Annotated in this window: 23 protein-coding genes; 8 read left to right on the plus strand and 15 right to left on the minus strand. The window is 62.5% G+C overall.

The window, feature by feature from the left end:
- Positions 1 to 5 precede the first annotated feature (5 nt).
- Genes glcF through C8C89_RS00685 form a run of 3 tightly spaced genes read right to left on the minus strand, consistent with a single transcriptional unit; the run spans position 6 to position 3,812 of the window.
- A complete protein-coding gene (glcF, locus tag C8C89_RS00675) occupies positions 6 to 1,229 on the minus strand; it encodes a glycolate oxidase subunit GlcF (RefSeq protein WP_133988647.1) in 1,224 nt (407 codons plus the stop codon).
- A gap of 6 nt (positions 1,230 to 1,235) precedes the next feature.
- Positions 1,236 to 2,306: a glycolate oxidase subunit GlcE gene (gene glcE, locus C8C89_RS00680; protein WP_101483860.1), complete on the minus strand. Its 1,071-nt coding sequence runs from the start codon at positions 2,304 to 2,306 to the stop codon at positions 1,236 to 1,238.
- A gap of 15 nt (positions 2,307 to 2,321) precedes the next feature.
- A complete protein-coding gene (locus tag C8C89_RS00685; RefSeq protein ID WP_133988648.1) occupies positions 2,322 to 3,812 on the minus strand; it encodes an FAD-linked oxidase C-terminal domain-containing protein in 1,491 nt (496 codons plus the stop codon).
- A 151-nt stretch (positions 3,813 to 3,963) separates the two neighbouring features.
- Between C8C89_RS00685 and C8C89_RS00690 the strand changes: the two genes are divergently transcribed.
- Positions 3,964 to 4,518: a cob(I)yrinic acid a,c-diamide adenosyltransferase gene (locus C8C89_RS00690; RefSeq protein ID WP_101484860.1), complete on the plus strand. Its 555-nt coding sequence runs from the start codon at positions 3,964 to 3,966 to the stop codon at positions 4,516 to 4,518.
- 53 nt (positions 4,519 to 4,571) lie between these two features.
- Here C8C89_RS00690 and C8C89_RS00695 read toward each other — a convergent pair whose 3' ends face one another.
- The 8 genes from C8C89_RS00695 to C8C89_RS00730 all read right to left on the minus strand — a co-directional run bounded on the left by C8C89_RS00695 (position 4,572) and on the right by C8C89_RS00730 (position 12,308).
- Positions 4,572 to 4,772 carry a hypothetical protein gene (locus tag C8C89_RS00695; protein ID WP_101483858.1) on the minus strand — a complete coding sequence of 67 codons (201 nt, stop codon included), beginning with the start codon at positions 4,770 to 4,772 and terminating at the stop codon, positions 4,572 to 4,574.
- Positions 4,773 to 4,863: 91 nt separating this feature from the next.
- A complete protein-coding gene (locus C8C89_RS00700; RefSeq protein WP_101483857.1) occupies positions 4,864 to 5,055 on the minus strand; it encodes a hypothetical protein in 192 nt (63 codons plus the stop codon).
- 31 nt (positions 5,056 to 5,086) lie between these two features.
- The gene (locus C8C89_RS00705; protein WP_133988649.1) at positions 5,087 to 5,464 is read right to left on the minus strand and encodes a glutaredoxin family protein; all 378 of its coding nucleotides are present in this window, start codon (positions 5,462 to 5,464) and stop codon (positions 5,087 to 5,089) included.
- Between the two features lie 309 nt (positions 5,465 to 5,773).
- The gene (locus C8C89_RS00710; RefSeq protein ID WP_208327662.1) at positions 5,774 to 6,913 is read right to left on the minus strand and encodes a cytochrome c peroxidase; all 1,140 of its coding nucleotides are present in this window, start codon (positions 6,911 to 6,913) and stop codon (positions 5,774 to 5,776) included.
- 87 nt (positions 6,914 to 7,000) lie between these two features.
- Positions 7,001 to 9,088, minus strand: a complete 2,088-nt coding sequence (locus C8C89_RS00715) for an FUSC family protein (protein ID WP_133988650.1) — start codon at positions 9,086 to 9,088, stop codon at positions 7,001 to 7,003.
- A gap of 191 nt (positions 9,089 to 9,279) precedes the next feature.
- Positions 9,280 to 11,148 carry a 1-deoxy-D-xylulose-5-phosphate synthase gene (gene dxs, locus C8C89_RS00720; RefSeq protein ID WP_133988651.1) on the minus strand — a complete coding sequence of 623 codons (1,869 nt, stop codon included), beginning with the start codon at positions 11,146 to 11,148 and terminating at the stop codon, positions 9,280 to 9,282.
- A complete protein-coding gene (locus tag C8C89_RS00725) occupies positions 11,149 to 12,060 on the minus strand; it encodes a polyprenyl synthetase family protein (RefSeq protein ID WP_243857858.1) in 912 nt (303 codons plus the stop codon).
- Complete coding sequence (locus C8C89_RS00730; protein WP_010394784.1) at positions 12,057 to 12,308, minus strand: exodeoxyribonuclease VII small subunit; 252 nt, start codon at positions 12,306 to 12,308, stop codon at positions 12,057 to 12,059. The genes C8C89_RS00725 and C8C89_RS00730 overlap by 4 nt, the downstream gene beginning before the upstream one ends.
- Positions 12,309 to 12,713: 405 nt before the next feature.
- Between C8C89_RS00730 and C8C89_RS00735 the strand changes: the two genes are divergently transcribed.
- Genes C8C89_RS00735 through C8C89_RS00745 form a run of 3 tightly spaced genes read left to right on the plus strand, consistent with a single transcriptional unit; the run spans position 12,714 to position 15,658 of the window.
- On the plus strand, positions 12,714 to 13,814 hold the full coding sequence (locus tag C8C89_RS00735) for an aromatic ring-hydroxylating dioxygenase subunit alpha (RefSeq protein WP_101483854.1): 1,101 nt from the start codon (positions 12,714 to 12,716) through the stop codon (positions 13,812 to 13,814).
- Between the two features lie 55 nt (positions 13,815 to 13,869).
- Complete coding sequence (locus C8C89_RS00740) at positions 13,870 to 14,793, plus strand: DMT family transporter (RefSeq protein ID WP_133988652.1); 924 nt, start codon at positions 13,870 to 13,872, stop codon at positions 14,791 to 14,793.
- Positions 14,794 to 14,806: 13 nt separating this feature from the next.
- Entirely contained in the window at positions 14,807 to 15,658 is an 852-nt protein-coding gene (locus C8C89_RS00745) for a sulfurtransferase (protein WP_133988653.1), read from the plus strand.
- Between the two features lie 43 nt (positions 15,659 to 15,701).
- Here C8C89_RS00745 and C8C89_RS00750 read toward each other — a convergent pair whose 3' ends face one another.
- Complete coding sequence (locus C8C89_RS00750; RefSeq protein ID WP_133988654.1) at positions 15,702 to 17,438, minus strand: ATP-binding cassette domain-containing protein; 1,737 nt, start codon at positions 17,436 to 17,438, stop codon at positions 15,702 to 15,704.
- Positions 17,439 to 17,714: 276 nt separating this feature from the next.
- Positions 17,715 to 18,473: a ZIP family metal transporter gene (locus C8C89_RS00755; RefSeq protein ID WP_101483850.1), complete on the minus strand. Its 759-nt coding sequence runs from the start codon at positions 18,471 to 18,473 to the stop codon at positions 17,715 to 17,717.
- On the opposite strand from C8C89_RS00755, the gene C8C89_RS26865 reads away from it, so the two are divergent.
- Positions 18,385 to 18,585 (plus strand): hypothetical protein, encoded by a 201-nt coding sequence (locus C8C89_RS26865; RefSeq protein WP_166674637.1) that lies wholly within the window; start codon positions 18,385 to 18,387, stop codon positions 18,583 to 18,585. The two genes, C8C89_RS00755 and C8C89_RS26865, sit on opposite strands and share 89 nt — an antisense overlap.
- Positions 18,586 to 18,730: 145 nt before the next feature.
- Here the strand turns inward: C8C89_RS26865 and C8C89_RS00760 are convergent, their stop codons facing one another.
- Both C8C89_RS00760 and polA read right to left on the minus strand, forming a co-directional pair.
- Positions 18,731 to 19,615, minus strand: a complete 885-nt coding sequence (locus C8C89_RS00760) for a dienelactone hydrolase family protein (protein ID WP_101483849.1) — start codon at positions 19,613 to 19,615, stop codon at positions 18,731 to 18,733.
- A gap of 134 nt (positions 19,616 to 19,749) precedes the next feature.
- Complete coding sequence (gene polA, locus C8C89_RS00765; RefSeq protein ID WP_133988655.1) at positions 19,750 to 22,509, minus strand: DNA polymerase I; 2,760 nt, start codon at positions 22,507 to 22,509, stop codon at positions 19,750 to 19,752.
- 300 nt (positions 22,510 to 22,809) lie between these two features.
- Between polA and C8C89_RS00770 the strand changes: the two genes are divergently transcribed.
- From C8C89_RS00770 to C8C89_RS00780, 3 genes are all read left to right on the plus strand, one after another.
- Positions 22,810 to 23,205 (plus strand): hypothetical protein, encoded by a 396-nt coding sequence (locus C8C89_RS00770; RefSeq protein WP_101483847.1) that lies wholly within the window; start codon positions 22,810 to 22,812, stop codon positions 23,203 to 23,205.
- Positions 23,206 to 23,288: 83 nt separating this feature from the next.
- On the plus strand, positions 23,289 to 24,245 hold the full coding sequence (locus tag C8C89_RS00775) for a homoserine kinase (protein WP_133988656.1): 957 nt from the start codon (positions 23,289 to 23,291) through the stop codon (positions 24,243 to 24,245).
- A 2-nt stretch (positions 24,246 to 24,247) separates the two neighbouring features.
- The gene (locus tag C8C89_RS00780; RefSeq protein ID WP_101483845.1) at positions 24,248 to 25,039 is read left to right on the plus strand and encodes a BPSS1780 family membrane protein; all 792 of its coding nucleotides are present in this window, start codon (positions 24,248 to 24,250) and stop codon (positions 25,037 to 25,039) included.
- Positions 25,040 to 25,044: the final 5 nt, after the last annotated feature.

Genomic DNA, 25,044 nt, shown 5'->3' on the forward strand with positions numbered 1-25,044 from the left:
GGCTCTTAGGGGTTCAAGGCCGCGTCGATCAGCTCGATCCAGTGCCGCACGGGCGTCTCGGTGCCAGACTGCAGGTGGCTCAGGCAGCCGATATTCGCCGACACGATCATGTCCGGCTCGCACGCTTCCAGGTTCGCCACCTTGTTGTCGCGCAGCTGCTGCGACAGTGCCGGTTGCAGAATCGAATACGTGCCCGCCGAACCGCAGCACAAATGGCTGTCGGCGCACAGGCGCACATCGACGCCGACGGCGCGCAGCACCTGCTCCACCTTGCCGCGCACCTGCTGGCCGTGCTGCAGGGTGCAGGGCGGGTGATACGCCACTCGCTTGCCGATGCGCCCTTTCAGCAGGTCCACCAGCTCCGTTTCAAACGCCGGCATGATCTCGGACAAATCGCGCGTCAGTGCGGCGATGCGCCGCGCCTTCTCCGCATAGTGGGCATCGTGCGCCAGCAGATGTCCATATTCCTTGACCGTGGCCCCGCAGCCGGATGCCGTCATGACGATGGCTTCTGCGCTGTCCACATACGGCCACCAGGCGTCGATATTGCGGCGCATGTCATCCAGCGCCGCTTCCTGGTCATTCAGGTGATGGCGCAGCGCGCCGCAGCAGCCCGCCTTCGGCGCCACGATCAGCTGCACGCCCAGGGCATCAAACACGCGCGCCGTGGCCGCGTTGATGTTCGGCGACATGGCCGGCTGCACGCAGCCGTCAAGCAGCAGCATGCTGCGCGCGTGCTGGCGCGTGGGCCATGCGCCGGCGGTGGCGCCCGGGCGCAATTTGTCCTGCAAACTTTTTGAGAGCAAGGGCCGCAGCGCCTGCCCCGCCTTGTACACGGGCGTAAACAGCCAGCGGCGTGGCAAGGCTTCCTTCAGGGCGAAGCGCAAGGCCCGTTCGCGCAAGGGGCGCTGCACGCGCTGCTCGACGACATTGCGGCCGATATCGACCAGGCGCCCGTACTGCACACCCGAGGGGCAGGTCGACTCGCAGTTGCGGCAGGTCAGACAGCGGTCCAGGTGCATCTGCGTCTTGGCGGTGACGGGCGCGCCTTCGAGCACTTGCTTGATCAGGTAAATGCGTCCGCGCGGGCCATCGAGTTCATCGCCCAGCAACTGGTAGGTGGGGCAGGTGGCCGTGCAAAAACCGCAATGCACGCAAGCGCGCAAGATGGCTTCGGCTTCGTCGCCTGCCGGCGTGTTCTTGATGAAATCAGCGAGATTGGTTTGCATGCGCGCTCAATACATTCTGTGCGGGTTAAAGATGCCGGCAGGGTCGAAAGCCTGCCGCAGGCGCTGGTGGATGGTGGCAACGGCCGGCGCCAGCGGGTGGAACACGCCCACCGCCTTGTCGCCGCCGCGGAACAGGGTGGCGTGGCCCCCAAGCGCAGCCACCGCCTGGCGAATGTGCCGGGCGCTATCGGCATCGGCGTCGCCGTCGAGCTTCAACCAGCGCTGTGCCCCGCCCCACTCGATCAGCTGGCGCCCCTTTAAAATCACGGCACTGGCGTGCGGCGGCAGAGACAAGCGCCACAGGCTGCCCGCGCCCGCAAAGAAAGCATGCGTCTGTTCGCGCACGTCCAGCCAGAAGGCCGCCGCGTCATCGGCTGCCAGCAGTTCGCCGTCCAGCGTGCGCAGCGCCGCCGACACGGCCGCCTCGGCGCCGGACAGGCGTACCGTCAGCACGCCGTCGTGCCAGCAGCTGGCCGATATCGGCAGCGGCTTGCCCGCCCATTCATTGAGCAGGCGCAAGGCGGCGATTTCAGCGCACGCCAGACGAAACGTCGCTTCGCGCAAGGGCAAGGGCAGCACCTTCAGCGACACTTCCAGGATCAGGCCCAAGGTCCCCAGCGAGCCGGCCAGCAGGCGCGAGACATCGTAGCCAGCCACGTTTTTCATCACCTGCCCGCCAAACGCCAGGCGTTCGCCATGGCCATCCATCAGCACGGCACCCAGCACAAAATCACGTAAAGCGCCCGCACTGGCGCGGCGCGGCCCGGAAAGCGCGCTGGCGACGACGCCGCCCACCGTGGCTTGCGAGCCGAAATGCGGTGGTTCGAAGGCCAGCATCTGGTTGCGCGCGGCCAGCGCCGCCTCGATCTCCGCCAGCGGCGTGCCGCAGCGGGCCGTGATCACCAGCTCCGTTGGTTCATAGTCGATGATGCCCGCATACGCGCGCGTATCGAGCACCTCGCCGTCGAATTGCTGGCCATACCAGTCTTTCGTACCGCCGCCGCGCAGGCGCACGGGACTGCCCGCTGCGCTGGCGGCCAGGATGGTCTGCCTGAATTGTTCCACGATTGCTTGCAAGGGAGTCTCCGGCGGTTAAAAACGGGGCAGGTTGGCGAACGGCAGGCGTCCTGCGGTCACATGCATCTTGCCGAATTCGGCGCAGCGGTTCAAGGTGGGGATCGCCTTGTCCGGGTTCAGCAAGGTGTGAGGATCAAACGCGCGCTTGACGGCAAAGAAGGCATCGAGTTCGGCGCGCGTAAACTGCACGCACATGGAATTGATCTTTTCCATGCCCACGCCATGCTCGCCCGTGATGGTGCCGCCGACGGCCACGCACAGAGCCAGGATGTCCGCGCCAAACGCTTCGGCGCGCTCGAATTCACCGGGCTTGTTGGCGTCGAACAGGATCAGCGGGTGCAAATTGCCATCTCCCGCGTGGAACACATTCGCGCAGCGCAAGCCATGTGTCGTTTCCATGCCGGCGATGCCCGTCAGGACTTCCGCCAGTTTTTTTCTCGGGATGGTGCCGTCCATGCAGTAGTAGTCGGGCGAGATGCGACCAGCGGCGGGAAAGGCGTTCTTGCGGCCGGACCAGAACTTCATGCGCTCCGCTTCCGACTGCGAGACGGCGATGGCGCTGGCGCCCGCCCCTTCCAGCACGGCCGTCATGCGGGCGATTTCCTCTTCCACTTCCTCGTGCGTGCCATCAGCCTCACACAGCAAAATGGCCGCCGCGTCGGTGTCGTAGCCGGCCTTGACGAACGGTTCGACCATGCGCGAGGACGTCTGGTCCATCATTTCCAGCCCGGCCGGAATGATGCCGGCGGCGATCACGTTGGCCACGGCATTGCCACCCGTGACGACGTCGCCGAACGAGGCCATGATGACACGCGCCGTAGCCGGTTTCGGTATCAGCTTGACCGTCACTTCCGTGACGATGCCCAGCATGCCTTCGGAGCCGATGAAGACGGCCAGCAGGTCGAGGCCGGGCGAGTCCAGGCATTCGCCGCCCAGTTCCAGCACATCGCCAGCGATGGTAACAACGCGCACGCGCAGCACATTGTGCACGGTCAAGCCGTATTTGAGGCAATGCACACCGCCCGAATTTTCCGCTACGTTGCCGCCGATGCTGCAGGCGATCTGCGAGGACGGATCGGGTGCGTAGTACAGCGCGTAGGGCGCGGCCGCTTCGGAAATGGCCAGATTGCGCACGCCCGGCTGGACCACGGCCGTGCGCGCGTAGGCATCCAGGCGCACGATGCGGTTCAGGCGCGCCGTCGACAGCACCACGCCATCGGCGATGGGCAAGGCGCCGCCCGACAAGCCCGTGCCGGCGCCGCGCGGCACGATCGGCACCTTCAGTTCCCGGCAGACGCCGAGGATGGCGATGACCTGCTCTTCCGTATCCGGCAGGGTGACCACCATCGGCAACTGGCGATAGGCGGCCAGGCCGTCGCATTCATACGGGCGCGTATCTTCGGCGTCGGACAGCACGCAGCGGGCAGGCAGCACGGCCAGCAGGGCCGCAACGACGGCTTGCTGGCGCGCAGCGGTCAATCCGGATTCAGGGGCAGCATTGAGCATAAGATGGGGGCAAAAAGGCATGGGCGTGCAACGATTGTAAGCACAAAAGTGGCGCGCAGCGCATTTTTTGTCCGATTTGCAGCCAAATCCGCAGCCAGGCGGCGCGCAGTGTCGTATGCTGCCCCCATTCTTCTTTGACAGGATCGGCATCATGGGTAACCGACTTTCGAAAATCGCCACGCGCACGGGCGACAATGGCAGCACCGGCCTGGGCGACGGCAGCCGCACCAGCAAGGACAGCGCGCGCATCCACGCCATGGGTGACGTGGACGAACTCAATTCAAATATCGGCTTGCTGCTGTGCGAAGCCATGCCCGACGCCTTGCGCGAGGAGCTGGTGGCCATCCAGCACGATCTGTTCGACCTGGGTGGCGAAATCTGCATCCCCGGCTATCAGCTGATCAAGGAAGAGCACGTGCTGCGCCTCGATGATTTACTGGCGAAATACAATGCGGACTTGCCGGCCTTGAGTGAATTCATCCTGCCGGCCGGTTCGCGCGCCGCCTCGCTGGCGCATGTGTGCCGCACCGTATGCCGCCGCGCCGAGCGCAGCATCGTCACGCTGGCCAATGCGGAAACCCTTCATGAGCATCCGCGCCAGTACGTGAACCGCCTGTCGGACCTGCTGTTCGTGCTGTCGCGCGTGCTGAACCGATTTGCCGGCGGCAGCGATGTACTGTGGCGGCATGACCGCACGCGGGGCTGAGACAAAATAGGCGCGGCCAGGCCTGCAAGAACAGGCCTCGCCGCGCGCCGTGCTTATTGATTTACCTGGTCGCAGCGTTGATAGCACATGCGATGAATCTTGGTACAGGCGCCGGACGACGTCGGCCGGTTGATCATGCACTGCTCCAGCCCCTCATCGCATTGCGTATAACATTCCGCCTCGCCGCCACCGGCCATCGCGTACGAGGCGCTGACGCCCATGGCAAACAAAAAGAAACCCAGTTTTTTGAACATAAGTACTCCTGTTGAATTGACAGACGATCACAGACATCCATGGCGCGCCGTCTCTTACGCGCCATCCATCAGCTGGTAGTGCATCCGCGCGTCACTGACGCGGTGGGCGCAGGCATTCCTTCTGGCAAGCCTGATAGTTTTCGATGCAGGCCGGCTGGCCGAATTCCACGCAATCGAGCAGGTTGCGATCGCAGACAAAGGTGCAGTCCGGGCCAAATGCCTGGGCACTGAAGGACAGCGCGGCGCCGGCGGCAAACAGGAAAACGGCAATCTTTTTGAACATGGCGAGCCTTTCAAGTTAAAAAACTGTAACGTCAGATTTTCTTCAGCGCCGCTTCCAGCGCACCCGTATTGAAACCCTGGATCTTGCGGTTGCCGATCAGCACCACGGGCACGCCGCCGCCGCCGAGTTCCTCATGGGCTTTTTTTGCTGCCGGGGATTTCTCGATATCGAGATCGACGAATTCGATCTTGTTTTCCTTGAAATACGCACGGGTCTTGGCGCAATAGCCGCACCAGTCCGTGCCGTACAACACCACCTTCGCCTGGGCATTCGGGAGATACGCGGCGTAATTACCTTCCGTGTAAGTCGATTTGAATAGACCAGGCAGCAAGGACAGGCCATAACCGCTGCCCAGGCCGGCGGCCAGGATCACCAGGTACAGCGCCGTGGTTTTCAGTTTTTTCTGCATCGTGAGCGCTTCCCTTGTCTGCGACGACATCTACTATGGTTGAAAAAAAATCACGGCCAACAAAGGCACCGTCCTGTCCACAACCCGTGTCCGGCTGCTGCGCATACCGAATAAGCTTGCTACAAAATCGACTATAGACCGCACTTATTTTAGAGTCAACATTTCCTATAGATAAATTTCTATTTTAGAAAATATATCGGCGAAGCCTGTGGAATGTGGCATTTGGAGAGATTACGGCGCGCCAAACGTCTATACAATATGGCGCCGCAGGCAGGAAAAGGCCGGTTGCGGGCGCAACCGGCCGAGCGGCTACAGGGCTTCCAGAAAGCTCTTCAGCGCAATGATTTCATCGGACGTCAGCTGCAATGGCTGCAGCAGCGTCGATGTGACGGGAAACTTCGGATCGGCCGCCTGCTGCGCGTTTTGTGGCTCGGGGCGCGACATGCCCGCGTTGTACATATTCAACATGCCCACCATCTGCGCGAATGCGCCATTGTGCATCCACGGCCCCGATTGCGCCACGCCGCGCAGGCCCGGTGTGCGGAACTTGCCCACATCCTCATTCTTGCCCGTCACCAGGTAGCGCCCCAGATCTTCATACTTGCGGCTGCCGTAATTGCTCATTCCCAGGTTGTGGAATTGCTGGTCCGTCAGCAAGGCGCCGCTGTGGCACGTCATGCAGCGCGCCTTGGTGCGAAACAGGTGCAGGCCCAGCAGTTCGCGATCGGTCAAGGCCGTGCGTTCGCCTTCCAGGAAAGTATCGAAGCGCGTGACGGGCGGCAGCAGGGTGCGCTGGTAATCGGCCAGCGCCGTCAACATGCGCGACAGGGTCACGCCCGCGCCCTGACCGAAGGCCACATCGAATTGCGCCGCGTAGTCGTCCAGCGCAGCCAGCTTGGCGGGCAATTGCGCAGCCACGGCCGCCATTTCATCCGGATGCTGCAAAGGTCCCAGCGCCTGCTCTTCCAGGCTACTGGCGCGGCCATCCCAGAACAGCGGCGTGATCTGGCCCACGCCCAGCAAGCCCGGCACATTACGCTGGCCCAGGCGCCCTTCGTGCCCCACGGAAACTCGCTTGCTGTCGGCGAAACTGTAGGCTGGACTGTGACAGCTAATGCAGGCCACCGCATTCGAGCGCGACAAACGGGGATCATTGAACAGGCGCTGCCCCAGCGCCACGATGGCCGGCGCCACGGGGACCACGGGAATGGCGGAGACGGGCGCCATTTCCGCAGCCGCCACGCCAGCGGGTAACTGAGGACCAGGCCAGTTGGCGATGGGCTGGACATAGACCTGGCGCAAACAGGCCATGTCCCAGCCGCTTGCGCTGGCGCAAACGACAGCTGGGTCCTCGCGCGCCGCGACATCGCCGCCTGCCGGCAATCCCAAGACCATGGCCAGCACGGCAGCGGCCACCCGGCATGTCTTCCCCGCTGTCAATCTATCCACGTCGCTCATTCCTGTTTTATACGCTGGCATCGACAAATGATAACCATCAAGCCTGGCAGCGACAAAGCGAAACCGGACAGCCGTAGTCTATTCGGCGACCTGCGTCAATTTTTCCCGCTTCCCCTGCGCTTGCGCTTGCGCCTGCATATGCTCGCGCAGCAAGCCACGCAGCAGCTGCACCTGAGCCACGGCGTCGGCTTGCAGGGCTGTCAAGCCGTCGCTGGCGCAGGGCGCGGGGGAAGGCGTGCCCGATTCGCCGCGCAGCAGCGCATCGATTTCCCCGCTGACGGCGGCAATCCATTGCTGCAGCTGGGGCGGCGCCGGCTCGGCCTGGGGACTCAAACTGATGCGCGCCGTGCTGCCCGCCACGCGGCGCAGCAGCGGCAATGTGCGCAGTGCCGCCAGGCCTACGCCGCTGCTGCGGTCCAGGCGGCGTTCGATGCGCAGGCGCTGCAGCACCTGCTCCGCGTTATTGCTGGCCAGCCCCGCCTCGCGGCGCAAGCGCGCGATGGCGCTATCCCAGCGTCCGCCCGCCGCCAGCACGGCCAGCAGGTATTTCAGGTTGGCCGACACGGCTTTCGCCAGGCGCTGGTCCAGGTCGTCCGCCTCGCGGTCCGGCCACAGGAAAAACGTGGCCAGCAGGGCCAGCATGCAACCGAGCACATTGTTGCCCAGGCGGCTCGCGGCATACACCATCTCGCTGGCGGGCGCCGCATAGTCGGCCACCAGCACGAAAGCCGGCGTCATGAACAGCACGTGCAGGCTGTAGCTGACGCGGCGCAAGGCCATGGTGGCGACGATCAGGGGAAACACCACCAGCGAGATCGCCAGCGGGGTGTGCACGGCGAGGCCGATCAGCACGGCCAGCACGGCGCCCAGCACGCTGCCAGCGACCCGCTCGATGCCGCGCGGCCAGGTGGTCGATACGGATGGCTGCAAGATCAGCAAGGTGGCCATGGTCGCCCAGTAACCGAATGGAATATGCAAGGCCTCGACCAGCAGGAAGCCGGCCGTCGTCGCCAGCGACACGCGCGCCGCATGGCGCCAGCTCAGCGACTGCGGCGTGGCGTTGACTTTTGCCGTCTGCCACGCCTGCCCCAGCGCCAGGAAAGCCGCCTCGCGCCACGGCAGCTGCGCCGCGCGCGGCAAGCCCAGTTCCATGAAGTCCACGTTCAGGCGCAAGGGCAGCAAGGCGCCAAGCGCCGCTTCCAGGCGCCGTCCGCAGCCAGCCAGGCGGCGCTGCAATTCCAGAGGCGGCGTTTCCGGTTGGCGCTGCACGGCTTGCCCCAGGCGGCGCAACAGCACGGCCATCACTTCCAGGCTGCGCCGCGCGCGCGGGTCCTGGCGCAGACGCTGCTGATCGCGCTCGCACGTATGCGTGACAGCGATCAGATAGGCGAAGACGCGCTCGGCGTCGCTAAGCGCCAGCAGCAGGTTGTCGTACAGGGCGCTACGGCCCGCACGCGCGGGCGGCACGGCGGCCAGCGCCACCCGCGCCGCTTCCAGCGCAGCGCGCGCCTGCGAACGGTAGCTGGCGCCATGCGCGGCCGCGTCCGGCAATGCCAGACCTTGCGCCAGGAAGCGCGCATTGTCGCGCGCAATACCGGCAAGGCGCGAGTACGCGGCGCGTATCGCGCGCCGGGCCGGGCTAAACGGGTGGATGCGCCAGACCGTAAAACTGAGCACGGTGGCAAACAGGCAGCCAAACATGTAGAGCCCCAGGAAAGGCGCAGTCTGCGTCATCGATGCCAGCGGATGCGTGACCATCACGACGCAGGCCGTGGCCGCCAGGATGGCCACTTGCGCCGTGGCCGCGCCCCAGATGCGCGCCAGTGCGCCGGCCCAGGAAAACAGCAGCACGGCAACGGCGGCGGCCGCCGCGCCATGGCCGGCCGCCAGCGCCGTCAGGCCGCCGGCCACCGTCGACAGCAGGCCGAAGCCCACCATCGAGACGAAGCGCATGCGCCGCGTTCCGGCCGCATCGGCCAGGCAAGTCCAGAAGGCGCCGATGGCGGCCCAGGAAAAATCGGGGTGGTCGAACAGCAGGCCCAAGAGCAACATGGCGCTCGAGGCGCAAGCCGCCCGCAATCCTTCGGACAGATTCGTTTCGTCGATGGCCAGGGTGACCATCCACAGGGGACGGCGTTGTACCAGTTTGTCGGTATAGGCGTGCATGCCAGTCAGCCAGCGGCCGGCCAGTGCGCGTGAACGGCGGTGAAGTTTCCTGAAATGCAAGTTTGACTTTGAAAGAGTATCAAAGCGTCATCGTAGCATTCCCGGGTGAATAATGTTGCAGTGCAGCGTAAAATCCCGCTGGACGAAAAAAAAGCGGCACCGCAGTGTCGCTTTTCCGTATGCAAGCCAACTTAGCTGACGGCGGACAGGCGCGGCTGGCTGCCGCCAAAGCGCTGCTCGATCGAGGCGGCGATACCGGTGGCATCGAGGCCCACGCTTTTCAGCAGCTGTACGGGGTCGCCATGGTCTATGAAGACGTCCGGCAAGCCCAGCATCAAAATCGGCTTGACGATGCCTTCGGCCGCCAGCGCTTCCGCCACGGCCGAACCGGCGCCGCCCATGATGCAGCCCTCTTCCACCGTCACCAGGTAATCGTGCTCAGCGGCAAGCTGTTTCACCAGCGCCACGTCGAGCGGCTTGACGAAGCGCATGTTGGCGACCGTCGCGTCGAGCTTCTCGCCCGCCGCCACGCCAGGTGCCACCATGGAACCGAAAGCCAGGATGGCGATGCGCTTGCCGTGGCGCTTGAGCTCGCCCTTGCCAATCTCAATGCCCGTCAGTTCCGGCACGATGGCCGCGCCGGCACCGGCGCCGCGCGGATAGCGGATCGCGGCCGGGCCCGGATAGTGGTAGCCCGTGGTGAGCATTTGCCGGCATTCATTTTCATCGGACGCGGCCATGACGACCATGTTCGGAATGCAGCGCAAAAACGCCATGTCGTAGTTGCCCGCGTGCGTGGCGCCGTCGGCGCCCACCAGGCCGGCGCGGTCCAGCGCGAACGTCACGTCCAGGTTTTGCAGCGCCACGTCGTGGATCAGCTGATCGTAGGCGCGCTGCAGGAAAGTTGAATAAATGGCCACGACGGGCTTCAAGCCTTCGCAAGCCAGGCCAGCGGCGAAGGTGACCGAATGCTGCTCGGCAATACCCACGTCAAAGTAGCGGTTGGGGAATTGCTGTTCGAACTTGACCATGCCCGAGCCTTCGCGCATGGCCGGCGTGATGCCCACCAGGCGCTTGTCGTGCGCAGCCATGTCGCACAGCCAGTTGCCGAACACTTCCGTGTACGTCATCTTGGCCGGTGCCGTCGCCGGCTTGATGCCTTCGGCCGGGTTGAACTTGCCCGTGCCGTGATACAGGATAGGCTCCGCCTCGGCCAGCTTGTAGCCCTGCCCCTTCTTGGTGACCACGTGCAGGAATTGCGGACCCTTCAATTGCTTGATATTTTGCAAGGTCGGGATCAGCGAATCGAGGTCGTGACCATCGATGGGACCGATATAGTTAAAACCGAATTCCTCGAACATGGTGGCGGGCACGACCATGCCCTTGGCGTGTTCTTCGAAGCGTTTCGCCAGTTCCAGCACGGGGCCGGGCAAGACGGACTTGCCGACATTTTTAGCCGCCGCATAGAACTGGCCCGACATCAAACGCGCCAGGTGGCGGTTCAGCGCGCCCACGGGCGGCGAGATCGACATATCGTTGTCGTTCAAGATCACCAGCAGGTTGACGTCTTCCTGCACGCCGGCATTGTTCATCGCCTCGAAGGCCATGCCGGCCGTCATCGAACCGTCGCCGATCACGGCGATCGCGTGCAGCGGGTCGCCTTTGATCTTGGCGGCCTGCGCCATGCCCAGCGCTGCGGAAATGGACGTTGACGAGTGCGCCGTGCCGAAGGTGTCGTATTCGCTCTCGTCGCGCTTCGGGAAGCCGGAAATGCCGTCTTTCTGGCGCAGGGTATGCATGCGCTCGCGCCGGCCCGTGAGGATCTTGTGCGAATAGGTCTGGTGGCCCACGTCCCAGACGATGCGGTCGTGCGGCGTGTTGAAGACGTAGTGCAGCGCGACAGTCAGCTCGACCGTGCCCAGGTTGGACGACAGATGGCCGCCCGTCTTGGAAACGGAGTCGAGCAGGAAGCTGCGCAATTCCTGGGCCAGCGGCACCAGTTGCGAGCGGGCCAGCTTGCGCACTTGCGCTGGTTCATTGATGGTTTCTAACAGTTTCATTTATGCCTTCCGCTGCACGACCAGGTCCGCCAGCTCGCGCAAACGGCGTGCCTTGTCCCCGAATGGCGCCAGCGCCGCATGGGCGTCGCACCGCAATTGTTCTGCCAGGGCTCTCGATGGCTCCAGCCCCAGAATCGATACGTAGGTCGGCTTGTTGGCCGCCGCATCCTTGCCCGCCGTCTTGCCCAGAGTGGCCGAATCGGCCGTCGCGTCGAGCACGTCGTCGACCACCTGGAACGCCAGTCCCACGGCGCGCGCATACGCGTTCAGCGCCGTCATCTCGTCTGGCGTCAAGTCCTTGCCTGCCAGCGCGCCAAGCATCACGGCCGCACGCAGCAAGGCACCCGTTTTCAGTTGATGCATCTGTTCCAGCTGCGGCAAGGTCAAGGCCTGGCCGACGCTGTCGAGGTCGATCGCCTGGCCGCCGCACATGCCAAAGGAACCGGAGGCGTGCGCCAGCAGCTTGATCATGGCCATTTGCCGCGCCGGAGGAATCGCCGCGCCGTCTGCCAGCAGCATGAACGCCTGCGATTGCAGCGCGTCGCCCACCAGCAGGGCCGTCGCTTCATCGTAGGCGATGTGCACGGTGGGCTTGCCACGGCGCAAGGCATCGTCATCCATGCAAGGCATGTCGTCGTGCACCAGCGAATACACGTGAATCATTTCCAGCGCGCAAGCAGCGCGCGCCAGGGTATCTTGATCGGCGTCAAACAGTTCACCGGCCGCCATCACCAGCAGCGGACGCACGCGCTTGCCACCGCCCAGTAGCGCATAGCGCATGGCCGCGTGCAGTTTGTGCGGCACGGTATCGGCCGAAGGCAGGAATTGGTCGAGCCTGCCTTCCACGCCGGACTGGGTGCTTTGCATCCAGTCGCCGAAAGTCACGCCGTCCTGTTGTACGCTGGCCATCATAGTGCGGCCTCGCCGGCATCCACGAACGGTTTCAACATGTCGCCTTCCAGTACTTTCACCTGCGCTTCGACGCTATCGAGCTGGGTCGCGCAATACTTGACCAGTTCCGAGCCGCGCTGATACGCCGCGACCGATGCTTCCAGCGGCAACTGGCCCGCTTCCATTTGCGTTACCAGCTGCGCCAGTTCCGCCATTGCCTCTTCAAACGAGGCCGGCGCTGCGGCAGCGGCAGTTAATTTCTTCGACATAGACTCAGATCTCTTCGTGGCACGAGGGGTATGTAGGGAGACGCCGGGGACTCCCGGCCAGCATAGAAGCGTTATTTTAGAACAAACCACACTATTAAGTGAAAACTAAAGCGCAATCGGCGTGCTCAACGGGGAAGACGTTACCAGCTTGGCAGTGAATTCTAGCGCAATCGCCCCTATTCGCTGGAAATGAGACGGTAAATGACAATGTTTCTCATTAATAGCGTATTTACCGGGGGGGATTGGCAATGCCGAGGCCGATACGCGCTATAATCGCCGGTTCTGTCCGAAATACCGTTTCAACAAATTTGAATTCAGGTCTTTGCGGATTCTTTCTCTCTGTAGCGGTTGCCCAGGGAATGGCCTGGGGCACTGCTGACCGTTGTACATTTATGGGGGGTTGGGATGTCCGATCTGGCTACTCACGCCAAGCTGGCGCGTTCAAACGCGCAACTTCCGGTCCACGTCTATTTTGACGAAACGCTGTTGCAGCGTGAAATGCAGCAATTGTTCCAAGCCGGCCCGCGCTATGTCGGGCATGCACTGATGGTGCCGGAAACCGGCGATTTTGCGACCCTGGCGTCTGAGAACGAAGGGCGCATGCTCGTGCGCAACGCCAATGGCATCGAAGTGCTGTCCAATGTGTGCCGCCACCGGCAGGCGCTGATGTTCAATGGCCGCGGCAATGCGAACCATATCGTCTGTCCGCTGCACCGCTGGACTTACGACCTCAAGGGTGAATTGATCGGCGCGCCGCATTTCCCCGAGACGCCGTGCCTGAACCTGTCGAAAACGCCGCTGCAAAGCTGGAATGGCTTGTTATTCGAGCAAAATGGCTACAACGTGATGGAAAAATTGAAAGATTTATCCGTCTCGAAAGACCTCGATTTTTCCGGCTACATGTTCGACCACGTGGAAATCCACGAGTGCGATTACAACTGGAAGACTTTCATCGAAGTCTACCTCGAGGATTATCACGTGGAACCGTTCCACCCGGGCCTGGGCAGCTTTGTCAGCTGCGACGACCTGCGCTGGGAATTCGGCAAGGATTACAGCGTGCAGACGGTAGGCGTGCACCGCGGCCTGCAGCAAGCCGGTTCGCCCGCCTATAAAAAATGGCAGGAGCAGGTGCTGCAATTCCGTGGTGGCGAAGTGCCACCGTATGGCGCCATCTGGCTGACCCTGTATCCGAACATCATGGTCGAATGGTATCCGCACGTGCTGATCGTCTCGACCCTGTGGCCGGACGGCCCGCAAAAAACGCGCAATGTGGTGGAGTTCTATTACCCGGAAGAAATCGTGCTGTTCGAGCGCGACTTCGTCGAAGCGGAACGGGCTGCCTACATGGAAACCTGCGTCGAGGACGATGAAATCGCCCTGCGCATGGACGCCGGCCGCAAGGCCCTGATGGCGCGCGGCGAGAACGAAGTGGGGCCTTACCAGTCGCCCATGGAAGACGGCATGCAGCACTTCCACGAGTGGTACCGCAACAATATCGAACTGTAATTCCCTCAAGGGCCGCATTGCGCGGCCTTTTTCATTTTCATCACCAGGATTACTCATGCAATCGCTATGGATGTTATTCGCCAGTTTCATGTTTGCCATCATGGGCGTGTGCGTCAAGCTGGCGTCGGATATGTATTCGACCTCCGAAATCGTCATGTACCGCGGCATCATCGGCATGACCGTCATGAGCTGCACGATTTTGTACCAGGGCGGCAGCTTTAAAACCACGATGCCGGGCCAGCATCTGTGGCGCGGCGTGGTGGGCGTGATCGCCCTGTGGCTGTGGTTTTATGCCATCGCCATCCTGCCGCTGGCCACGGCCATGACGCTCAATTACATGGCGCCCATCTGGATCGCCGTGATCCTGCTGGCGGGCGGCTGGTGGAAAGCGACGCAACAAGTCGAGTGGCCGCTGGTAGCAGCGATTGCCATGAGCTTTGTCGGCGTGACCCTGCTGCTGCAACCCGTGTTCGAGACGGACCAGTTGGCTGGCGCCATCACGGCCTTGATTTCCGGCATGCTGTCTGCGCTCGCCTACTTGCAAGTGCGCAAGCTGGGCTTGCTGGGCGAACCCGAATACCGCGTCGTGTTTTATTTCTCGGTCGTCAATTTCCTCGCCGGCGTGATCGGCCACGTGGCCAGCGCCGGCGGCGGCCCCGTCGTCTGGCACGCGCACACGAGCGGCTACGGCATCGGCTTGCTGGCCGCCATCGGCCTGTGCGCCACCATGGCGCAGATGGCCATGACGCGCGCCTATCGCCTGGGCAAGACCCTCGTGGTTGCAAATCTGCAATACACTGGCATCGTCTTTTCCAGCTTCTGGGGCGTGGTGATCTTTGGCGACCTGTTCGACTGGCACGGCTGGGCCGGCATCGGCATCATTCTCGCTTCCGGCATTGCCGCGACCTATTACAATACCCGCAACACGACCCGTGGCGCCGCCATCGCGCGCACGGATCCCATCGCCAGCGAAGTGTAAAGGAGCGTTCCTGATGTACACCACCCTGATCCAGGCCAACGAACTGGCCAGCCACCTGAATGACAGCGACTGGGTCATTTTCGATTGCCGCCACGACTTGCTCAAGCCGACAGCCGGCAGCGATGCCTTTGCCGCCGGCCACATCCAGAATGCACAGTTCGCCGACATCGACACGGCCCTGTCCGCCCCCAAGACGGCGCGGGGTGTGGACTTTGCGGGCCGGCATCCCTTGCCCGACCGCAACGCCCTGCTGGCCACCTTGCGCGGCTGGGGCATCAATGACGACACGCAAGTGGTCGCCTATGATGGCCAGGGCGGCATGTTCGCCGCCCGTCTGTGGTGGCTGCTGCGCTGGCTCGGCCATCCGGCCGTCGCCGTGCTCGACGGCGGCCTTGCCGCCTGGCAAGCGCAAGGCTTGCCCCTGGTCACGCCCGTGGCGCCCCGCGCGGCGGGCAAGCTCACGGAAAAACCCAGCCTGACGCGCACGGTCAGCGTGCAAGAGCTCATCGCCAACCTGGAAAACCAGGCCTTGAACGTCATCGACGCGCGCGCCCCCGACCGTTATCGCGGAGAGAACGAAACCATCGACCCCGTGGGCGGCCACATCCCCGGCGCAAAAAACCGTTTCTTCAAGGATAACTTGCAGGCGGATGGCCGTTTTAAAAGCGCCGATGAACTGCAGCGCGACTTCAGCGCCTTGATAGCCTCACCGCAAACGGCCGTCATGCAGTGTGGCTCCGGCGTGACGGCTTGCCACAACTTGCTGGCACTGGAAGTGGCCGGTTTGCCTGGCGCGGCCCTGTACCCGGGCTCGTGGAGCGAATGGTGCGCCGATCCGGCACGACCCGTGGCAACGGGCAACTAAAAAAAAGCGGACCACGGTCCGCTTTTTCATGTCCGGTGGATAACTACGAGCTTATCCCCAGCGACTGATTCAAGCGCTCCAGTTCCGCCAGCCATGCCTGCTGGCTGGCCGGCTTCTGATGGCGCGCCTTGCGGGCCAGGTCTTCGGCCAGCAATTGCTCCAGTTCGCACAAACGCTCCAGCTGCACGTCGATGTCCGTCAGTACCGCAGACGCATTCTCCACGCGCGGAGCCGGTGTCAGCGCCTGCCCATCTTCCGCACTCAGCCGTGCATACGCGCTGGCGGCATCGGGCCACTCTTCCAGCTGGCCATCGGCCACCACCCAAAAACGGTTGCACGCTGTCTCGATCAGGTCGCGGTCGTGCGATACCAGCAGGCAGCCCCCTTCAAAGCCGCGCAGGGCTTGGCCCAGTTCCGCCTTGCCCTGCATGTCCAGGTGGTTGCTCGGTTCGTCGAGCAGCAGCAAGTGATAACTGGCCAGGGACAGCCCCAGGAACAACAGCCGCGCCCGCTCGCCGCCACTCAGGGTCGCCACCGTCTGTCCATGGCGCGCATACGGAAAACCGGCCGCAATCAAGGCTTGCTTGCGCGCCACCTGGCTGCGTGCGGCCTCGTTTTGCACGGCAAACGGGTACAAGGCGTCGGACAAGTCAGCCGTATCCGCCAGTTGCCTGAGCGACTGGTCGTAGTAACCGATATTGGCGGCGTGGTGGTAGCGCAAGTCGCCGCGCTCCTGCTGCGCCTGGATCGCTTGCCAGCACAGGCGCAGCAAGGACGACTTGCCGCTGCCGTTGGCGCCCAGCAAGGCGATGCGGTCGCCCGGTTTCAGCCACAGCTGATCAACGTGGAACAGCAGCGGCGAGGCAGCTACGGCGCGCACGTCCAGTCCATCGAGCGCCAGCAGCTGGTCGGCCGCCAGCGCCTTGCCGCGCAAGCGCAAAAGCCAGGGCGCACCATCGCTGACGAACGATTGCGCATCCTTCAACTTGTCGATGCGCCGCTGCATGGTCTTGGCCTTGCGCGCCAGATCTTCATTGTCATAGGTGCGGCCCCACAGGGCCAGGCGGGCGCTGCTGGCGGACAGGCGGTCGATTTCCTTCTGCTCGGCCGCATGCCGGGCGGCAGCGGCAAGATCGGCTTCGGCCAGCGCCGCCAGCGCGGGGCCGCAAGGCAAGTCGAAGTCGTACAGGCGGCTATCGCGCAAGATCCAGCTGCGCGTGGCCACGTTGTCGAGCAGGCGCTGGTCGTGCGAGACAAGGATGAAGGCGCCGCGCCATGTCAGCAGGAATTGCTCCAGCCACAGCAGCGACGGCAAGTCCAGGTGATTGCTCGGCTCGTCCAGCAGCAGCACATTCGGTTCCTGCAGCAGGGCGCGCCCCAGCAGCAGCCGCGTGTGCTGGCCGCCGGACAGCGCATGCACGGGCACTTGCGCCGTATCAGGGTCGAAACCCAGTTCGGCCAGCAGGCTGTCGACCCGCCAATGCAGCTCGGGCTGCTCCAGCACGGGCGCCAGCAAGGCGTCGTACAGGCTCAGGCTGGCAAGTTCGGCCGGCAAGTGCTGTTCCACGTGCTGCAAGCGGCAGGCACGGGCGACATGGATGGTGCCTGCAGTCGCTTCCCGCGCGCCGCTGAGCAAGCCCAGCAAGGTAGATTTGCCGCAACCATTGTGGCCGATCAGGCCGATGCGGTCGCCCTGGCGCAAGGTAAAGGCGAGTTCGTTGAAGAGGAAACCGTCGTGGGTATCCAGCTGTAAAGCTTGTGTCGAGATAAGGGTAGTCATGGCTCTTGTCTTTGTTCGGGATGCAAGCATCCGCGTTAACAGGAGCGCTAACGACAACGGAGTACCAGGAAAGGACTCGTGTAGGAGGGTAACTTTGCTCTGGCCAGGTTATCGCAGCGCGATAGAACGTGGGCAAGAGCTGGCAAATGCGCTTAAAGAGCGTGCGCGCCACAAGGCGAGCAACAGGTTTTCTTCCATTATATTTTCCTCCTTTCTGTTCAAGTTAATCAAAAAGGCAATATAGCATAGGTGACACTGCGCCGGTAGAACCGCGCCTCAACCGCCGTGGCGCTTGTGCGTGAGGAACAGCACGATACACACGCCCAGCGCGATGAGCAGCACTTGCGGGATGGTTTCGCGCAAGGTGGCGCGGCGCTGCATCTGCGGCATCAGGTCGGACAAGGCAATATAGATGAAGCCGGACGAGGCGAACACGAGCACATAAGGAATCAGGTTGCTGGCGCGGTCCAGGGTGAAATAGCCAAGCAAGCCACCCGCCACCGCCATCAGGCTGCACAGCAGATTGAAGACGTAGGCGCGCAGGCGCGAGAAACCCGCATTGAGCAGCACGATGAAGTCGCCGATTTCCTGCGGGATTTCATGCGCGATGATGGCCAGGCCAGTGACCAGGCCAAGCTTCGGGTCGGCCAGGAAAGCGGCGGCGATCAAAATGCCGTCCGTGAAGTTGTGCATCCCATCGCCGACCAGGATCATCCAGCCGGACTTGCCCGCCTCGTGCTTGTCGTGGCCGTGCGCATGGTGGTGGCCATCGCCTTCATGGTGGTGCGAATGGCGCAGGATGGCGAACTTTTCCAGCATGAAAAAGGCCAGCAAGCCCGCCAGCAGGGTGGCGAACAGGCTGCGCGGATCCGCCTGCGACTCGAACGCTTCGGGCAAGGCGTGCAGCAGAGACGTCGACAGCATGATGCCGACGGACAAGCTGACCATGCGCTCGACCACCTTGGACAGGAATGCAAACGAAAAGATCGCCGCCGCAGTAATGCTGAAGACGCCCGCGATCGTGGTCGCGAGCAAAATGGATATAAGGACGGGATCGATGATTTTCTTACCTCAAAATGGCGCCGGGTCACTGGCGCCCGCGATGCTGGCGTCTGGCCTGATGAATGCGTTGTTATCTATTATTTAATTTTTTGCGCGTTTGGCGGCAGCGTAGCGCGATGAAGATGCAATTGTACTGCATTGACGCGCACCGGGCATTTTACAGCCCGGTGCGCCTTTCGCGTCAAGGGATGGAAAAAATGTGCCAATCAGGCACTTTTAAGCTTGCAACCTCAGGCAACGCCATGCTTTTTGAACCAGGCTAAACAACGGACATAGCCGTCTTTCGCATCGGCCGCCACATAGCTGGGGCGGTAATCGGCGTTGAAGGCGTGGCCCGCATCTGGGTAGACGACAAATTCCGACTTGTTGCCGCCCTTGGCCAGCGCGTCTTTCATCTTGGCGATCGATTCCTGCGGAATGCCCGTATCCTTGCCACCATACAAGCCCAGCACGGGGACCTTCAAGGTGGCGGCGAAATCGATGGGGTTGCTTGGCTGCAAGGGAGTCGGTTCGCCCACCAGACGGCCATACCAGGCCACGCCTGCCTTGACGGCCGGATTGTGCGCCGCGTACAGCCAGGTGATGCGCCCACCCCAGCAAAAGCCCGTGATGCCCAGGCGGCTGGTGTCGCCGCCATTCTGTTTCGCCCACGCAACAACAGCATCGAGATCCGCCATCACTTGCGCGTCCGGCGTCTTGGCAATGATGCCTTTCATGAGTTCCGGAATACTGCTGACCTTGGTAGGATCGCCCTGGCGCACGAACAAGTCGGGCGCCAGCGCCAGATAACCCTGTTTGGCAAAGCGGCGCGCCATGTCGGCGATATGTTCATGCACGCCAAAGATTTCCGAAATGACCAGGACCACGGGCAAGCCCGTCTTGCCCTCAGGCTGCGCCGCATATACGGGCACGGCCTGGCCATCGACCATCACCGACATGGTGCCCGTGACGAGTCCGGCAGAATCCGTCTTGATGACGTTTTGCGCCGCCACGGGCAGCACGGCCACGGCAAAACCGGTCCCCAGCGCCACCTTCAGGAAACCACGCCGGCCGTCCGGCCCGGACAAGCTGCTCTGGCCCAGCAAACTTTCACAATCGGTGATCATGTTGCTCATGCGTCTCTCCTGAAAGGTGTGTTGACAAAAAATGTCGGCTTACGCGCTGCGCGCTAAGCCGACCTACGGTCATTGCTAATGTTAAACATGTAGGTCGGCTTAGCGGGGCATGCCCCGCGTAAGCCGACACCGCATCAGTGCGCTTCGTCCCAGTTCTTGCCTACTCCTACCTCGGCCGTCAGCGGCACTTTCAGCTCGGCCACGCCGGCCATCAGCTCAGGCAGCTTGCGCTTGACCAATTCGAGCTCGGCGTCCGGCACTTCCAGCACCAGTTCATCGTGCACCTGCATGATCATCTTCGTCTGCAAATTGTCCGTTTCCAGCCAGCCTTGCACGGCGATCATGGCCAGCTTGATCAGGTCGGCGGCCGTGCCCTGCATGGGCGCGTTGATCGCCGCCCGTTCCGCACCCTGGCGACGCGGACCGTTCGGCGAATTGATTTCCGGCAACCACAAACGGCGACCAAACACCGTTTCCACGTAGCCGCGCGCCTTGGCTTGCTGGCGCGTGTCTTCCATATACTGTTTCACGCCAGAAAAACGCGCAAAGTAGCGGTCGATATAGCTTTGCGCGGCCGTGCGGTCCACGCCCAGGTTACCGGCCAGGCCAAACGCGCTCATGCCGTAGATCAAACCGAAGTTGATGACTTTCGCATAGCGGCGCTGTTCGCTCTGCACTTCCGCGGCCGGCACGCCAAAGATTTCGGCGGCCGTGGCCCGGTGAATGTCGATGCCGTCGGCAAACGCGCGCAGCATGGCTTCGTCGCCCGAGATGTGCGCCATGATGCGCAATTCGATCTGCGAATAGTCGGCCGAGACGATGTGGCTGCCGGGCGGCGCGATAAAGGCTTCGCGGATGCGGCGGCCTTCCGCGCTGCGGATGGGAATATTCTGCAAGTTCGGGTCGTTTGACGCCAGGCGCCCCGTCACGGCCACGGCTTGCGCGTAGTTCGTGTGCACCCTGCCCGTGGTGACGTTGATCATCTTCGGCAATTTGTCCGTGTAAGTCGATTTCAGCTTGGCCATGCCGCGGTATTCCAGCAGCACCTTCGGCAGCGGATAATCCTCGGCCAACTTTTGCAGCACTTCTTCATCGGTCGATGGCGCGCCCGTCGGCGTCTTCTTGACCACTGGCAACTTCAGCTTCTCGAAGAAGATTTCACCGATCTGCTTGGGCGAGCCCAGGTTAAACGGCTGCTCGGCCAGTTCATACGCCTTCTTTTCCAGTTCGAGGATTTTCACGGCCAGTTCGGCCGACTGGATGTTGAGCAATGCGTCATCGATCAGCACGCCGTTACGCTCGATCTTTTGCAAGACCACGGCCGTCGGCATCTCGATCTTTTCATAGATGAAAGTCAGCTTGTCATCGTTCGCCACATTGCCCCACATGGCATTGTGCAAACGCAAAGTCACATCGGCGTCCTCGGCCGCATACTTGGCAGCCTGCCCTAGCTCAACCTGATTGAAGGTGATCTGCTTGGCGCCCTTGCCGCACACGTCTTCGAACGGAATCGTCGTGTAATTCAGGTGGCGCAGGGCCAGGCTGTCCATGTCGTGCTTCTTGTGCGATTCGAACACATACGATTCCAGCAGGGTATCGTGGGCGATGCCGCGCAGAATCACGCCATGGTTGGCGAAGATGTGGCTGTCATACTTCAGATTCTGGCCCAGCTTGGGCTTGTTCGCATCTTCCAGCCATGGACGCAGTTTCGCCAGCACGTGTTCACGCGTTAATTGCTCGGGCGCGCCCGCATAGTCGTGGGCGAGCGGGATGTAGCAGGCGGCGTGCTCGGCAACGGACAGGGAAATGCCAACCATTTGCGCCGTCATCGGTTCCAGCGAGGTGGTTTCCGTGTCCACGGCCGTCAGGGGCGCAGCGTCGATCAGGGCCAGCCATTTATCGAGCTGCTCGTCCGTCAGCACGGTTTCATACACGGCTTCCACCGTTGGCGAGGCGTCGGCAAACATGTCGCCCGTGGTATTGGCGGCAGCACCGGCCGCAACTGGCGCACCGACTGGTGACATCGGCGGCGGCGTGGCACCCAGTTCGCGCAGCAGGGCCTTGAAGCCGTAGCGGTTGAAGAAGGCCAGCAGCGCTTCCTTGTCTTCGTGTTTCGCCACCAGCGAGTCGGCGATCGTCGTCATGTGGCCGGACAAATCGCAATCCGTCTTGACGGTGATCAAGGCGCGCGCCTGCGGCAGCCAGGGCAAGGCCGTGCGCAGGTGTTCACCCACGGCGCCGCCCACCTTGGCCGCGTTTTCCATCACACCTTCCAGGCTGTCGTACAAGGTCAGCCATTTGACGGCCGTTTTCGGGCCGCATTTCGATACGCCCGGCACGTTGTCCACCGTATCGCCGATCAGCGACAGATAATCGATGATGCGGTTCGGCGGCACGCCGAACTTGGCCAGCACGGCCGCTTCATCGAGCTTTTCATTGCTCATGGTATTGATCAGGGTCACCTGGCTGTTGACCAGCTGCGCCAGGTCCTTGTCGCCAGTGGAGACCACCACGTTCATGCCCGCTGCCGCAGCCTGCACGGCCAGGGTGCCGATCACGTCATCGGCTTCCACGCCGTCGACCATCAAGATAGGCCAGCCCATGGCGCGCACGGCTTCGTGGATGGGTTCGATCTGCAGGCGCAGGTCGTCCGGCATCGAGGCGCGCGTGGCCTTGTACTCGGGATACATGTCATCGCGGAAAGTTTTACCCTTGGCATCGAACACGCAGGCGATATAGGCGGCCGGGTAATCGGCGCGCAGGCGGCGCAGCATATTGACCATGCCGTGCATGGCGCCCGTGGGATAGCCGTCCGGGCTGCGCAGGTCTGGCAGCGCATGGAAGGCGCGATAAAGGTAACTGGAACCGTCGACTAACAGCAGGGTGTTTTGCATAATGCCAATAAAATAAGGTGAGCCGCGCCAGCAGGGAAGAAACAGCGGCGGGCGGAATATCGCACAATTATCGCAGAGTTTAGGTCCGCGCCACCGGGGACGCGGCCCCCGTTTTTGCGCCGTTTGCCATGGCGAAGCCCCCGCCTGGCCGCCTGCACGGCGGCCAGGGCCTATTTCCGCGCATTTAATCAGCCGTGTTAAGCAGCATTGCCTACCAGTTTGTTACAATGCCCTATAGATAAATTGACGGCAATACAGCACTGCACGCGCTGCAGTCCCACACATGGAAGCGAACCCATCATGATGCGTACATCGACACTCTGGACATTCCTCGCCCTGCCCCTGCTGGCATGTTCGGCCATCGCCAGCGCCCAGACGCCGGCCAAACCGAGCGAAGCGCCGCCAAAGCTCGAGCGTATCGAGGAAATGGGCGAAGCGCCCATCACCGTGGCGCCGGCCCCCGCCAAGCAGCAGATTACCGAAAAACGCGAAGCCGGCGTGACGTCCGAAGTGAAAGTGACGACGGGCGGCAGCACCTATTACATGAAGCCGGCCGCCGGCGCCGACCAGGCCAACGGCAACGCCCTGCGCGGCCCGCAATGGAAAGTGCTGGAATTCGACCTGGGCAAGAAGAAACAGAAACAACGCGATGAAGAGGCAGCGGACGCGCCAGCACCGCCCGCAACAGCGAAGTAAGCAGCCACTCTCCTCTGCCCTGTCCCGGCCACCTGCGGGACAGCCGGCTTTTTTTGACCTTTTAGACCATTCCTCTCTTTCCCATGGCAGTTTTTACCGCGCTACACCTGGACGATATCGGCCCGTGGCTCATGCAGTTTCCACTCGGCAAACCTCTGGCGCTCAAGGGCATCGCGTCCGGCATCGAAAACAGCAATTTCTTCCTGAGCACGGAGCGCGGCGAGTACGTGCTGACGATCTTTGAAAACCTCAGCTTCGAGCAATTGCCGTTCTATCTGCAACTGATGCGCCATTTGGCGGACCGGGGCGTGCTGGTGCCCGCACCGATCGCCAATGCCGATGGCGAACTGGTGACGGCCCTGCAGGGCAAGCCGGCCGCCATCGTCAGCAAACTCGACGGCAGCTCGCAGATGGCGCCGCAAGCCGTGCATTGCGCGGCTGTCGGCGCCATGCTGGCGAAGATGCACCTGGCGGGGCAGGACTTCCCCCTGCAGCAGCCAAATCTGCGCGGCCTGGACTGGTGGAACACCACCACGCCGCTGGTCTTGCACCACCTCGACGATGCCAAGGCGCATTTGCTGCGCGCGGAAATCCATTTCCAGGATGCCTTCGCTGCCTGCGCTACGTATAAAGCCATCCCGCGCGGCCCCGTGCATGCCGACTTGTTCCGCAACAATGTCATGTTTGACGGCGAGCAACTGACGGGCTTTTTCGACTTTTACTTTGCCGGCTGCGACACCTGGCTGTTCGATGTGGCCGTCACCGTCAACGACTGGTGCGTGGACCTGGCCACGGGCGTACTCGACACGGTGCGCGTGCGCGCCCTGCTCGACGCCTACCGGGCCGTGCGCCCGTTCACGCACGAAGAACAGACGGCATGGCAAGCAATGCTGCGCGCCGCCGCGCTGCGCTTCTGGCTGTCGCGCCTGTACGATTATTACCAGCCGCGCGAAGCGGAAATGCTGACCCCGCACGATCCGGCGCATTTCGAACGCATTCTGCGCGAACGTATCGCCACACCTGCTCCGGAACTGTTTTAAACATGGAAAAATTACCTGCAAGTACAGGTTGGCAATGGGTGAAACAAGGCTTCGCCCTGTTTCGCAAGCAACCTGGCGGCATGTCGATGCTGTTTCTCGGCTATATGTTCTGCATGCTGGCCGTCAGCATCGTGCCCCTGCTCGGCCAATTGCTGCCCGTCATCCTCGTCCCCGTGTTTTCCGTGGCCTTCGTGCAAGGCTGCCTGAATATCGACCAAGGCAAGCGCGTCTTGCCCAGCCTGTTGATCTCGGGCTTCCGCAAGCCGGCGTTTCCTTCCCTGTTGGGCCTGGGCGTGCTGTACATCCTGATGGCCATCGCGGCCATAGGCGCCTCGACTCTGGTGGACGACGGTTTGCTGTGGCAACTGGTCACGGGACAACTGACGGAAGAAGCGGCGCGCACCGCCATCCCCGAATCTCGCCTGGGCCTGGGCATCCTGCTGGCCATCGTGCTGTATGTGCCGGCCGCCATGGCCTTCTGCTTTGCCGCGCCGCTGATCTACTGGAGAAAAACCGGTTTGGGCAAGGCGCTGTTCTTCAGCTTTTTCGCCGTCTGGCGTTCGCTGTCGGCCTTCATCGTCTTCGCTTCCACCTGGTTCGCCATCAGCGTCGTCACCAGCCAGTTGCTGGCCGTCATCTTTGGCCGCACGCCGCTGATGATGCAACTGATGATGCCGCTGTCGATGCTACTCACCATCATCATGCATTGCTCGTTCTACGCCGCCTACCGCCAGATCTTCGGCGTGCCCGTCGATGAGAGCAAGACGGTGTCGCTGGACAAGACCGGCGAGTGATCGCC

It is taken from the genome of Janthinobacterium sp. 75 (genome assembly GCF_004365495.1).
Classification (GTDB): domain Bacteria; phylum Pseudomonadota; class Gammaproteobacteria; order Burkholderiales; family Burkholderiaceae_D; genus Janthinobacterium.

Bases quoted from the DNA above. Each gene is read 5' to 3' on its own strand.
- glcF (WP_133988647.1), bottom strand. From the start codon at position 1,229: ATGCAAACCAATCTCGCTGATTTCATCAAGAACACGCCGGCAGGCGAC.
- C8C89_RS00685 (WP_133988648.1), bottom strand. From the start codon at position 3,812: ATGCTCAATGCTGCCCCTGAATCCGGATTGACCGCTGCGCGCCAGCAA.
- C8C89_RS00690 (WP_101484860.1), top strand. From the start codon at position 3,964: ATGGGTAACCGACTTTCGAAAATCGCCACGCGCACGGGCGACAATGGC.
- C8C89_RS00695 (WP_101483858.1), bottom strand. From the start codon at position 4,772: ATGTTCAAAAAACTGGGTTTCTTTTTGTTTGCCATGGGCGTCAGCGCC.
- C8C89_RS00700 (WP_101483857.1), bottom strand. From the start codon at position 5,055: ATGTTCAAAAAGATTGCCGTTTTCCTGTTTGCCGCCGGCGCCGCGCTG.
- C8C89_RS00705 (WP_133988649.1), bottom strand. From the start codon at position 5,464: ATGCAGAAAAAACTGAAAACCACGGCGCTGTACCTGGTGATCCTGGCC.
- C8C89_RS00715 (WP_133988650.1), bottom strand. From the start codon at position 9,088: ATGCACGCCTATACCGACAAACTGGTACAACGCCGTCCCCTGTGGATG.
- dxs (WP_133988651.1), bottom strand. From the start codon at position 11,148: ATGAAACTGTTAGAAACCATCAATGAACCAGCGCAAGTGCGCAAGCTG.
- C8C89_RS00725 (WP_243857858.1), bottom strand. From the start codon at position 12,060: ATGATGGCCAGCGTACAACAGGACGGCGTGACTTTCGGCGACTGGATG.
- C8C89_RS00730 (WP_010394784.1), bottom strand. From the start codon at position 12,308: ATGTCGAAGAAATTAACTGCCGCTGCCGCAGCGCCGGCCTCGTTTGAA.
- C8C89_RS00735 (WP_101483854.1), top strand. From the start codon at position 12,714: ATGTCCGATCTGGCTACTCACGCCAAGCTGGCGCGTTCAAACGCGCAA.
- C8C89_RS00740 (WP_133988652.1), top strand. From the start codon at position 13,870: ATGCAATCGCTATGGATGTTATTCGCCAGTTTCATGTTTGCCATCATG.
- C8C89_RS00745 (WP_133988653.1), top strand. From the start codon at position 14,807: ATGTACACCACCCTGATCCAGGCCAACGAACTGGCCAGCCACCTGAAT.
- C8C89_RS00750 (WP_133988654.1), bottom strand. From the start codon at position 17,438: ATGACTACCCTTATCTCGACACAAGCTTTACAGCTGGATACCCACGAC.
- C8C89_RS26865 (WP_166674637.1), top strand. From the start codon at position 18,385: ATGCGCTCGACCACCTTGGACAGGAATGCAAACGAAAAGATCGCCGCC.
- C8C89_RS00760 (WP_101483849.1), bottom strand. From the start codon at position 19,615: ATGAGCAACATGATCACCGATTGTGAAAGTTTGCTGGGCCAGAGCAGC.
- polA (WP_133988655.1), bottom strand. From the start codon at position 22,509: ATGCAAAACACCCTGCTGTTAGTCGACGGTTCCAGTTACCTTTATCGC.
- C8C89_RS00770 (WP_101483847.1), top strand. From the start codon at position 22,810: ATGATGCGTACATCGACACTCTGGACATTCCTCGCCCTGCCCCTGCTG.
- C8C89_RS00775 (WP_133988656.1), top strand. From the start codon at position 23,289: ATGGCAGTTTTTACCGCGCTACACCTGGACGATATCGGCCCGTGGCTC.
- C8C89_RS00780 (WP_101483845.1), top strand. From the start codon at position 24,248: ATGGAAAAATTACCTGCAAGTACAGGTTGGCAATGGGTGAAACAAGGC.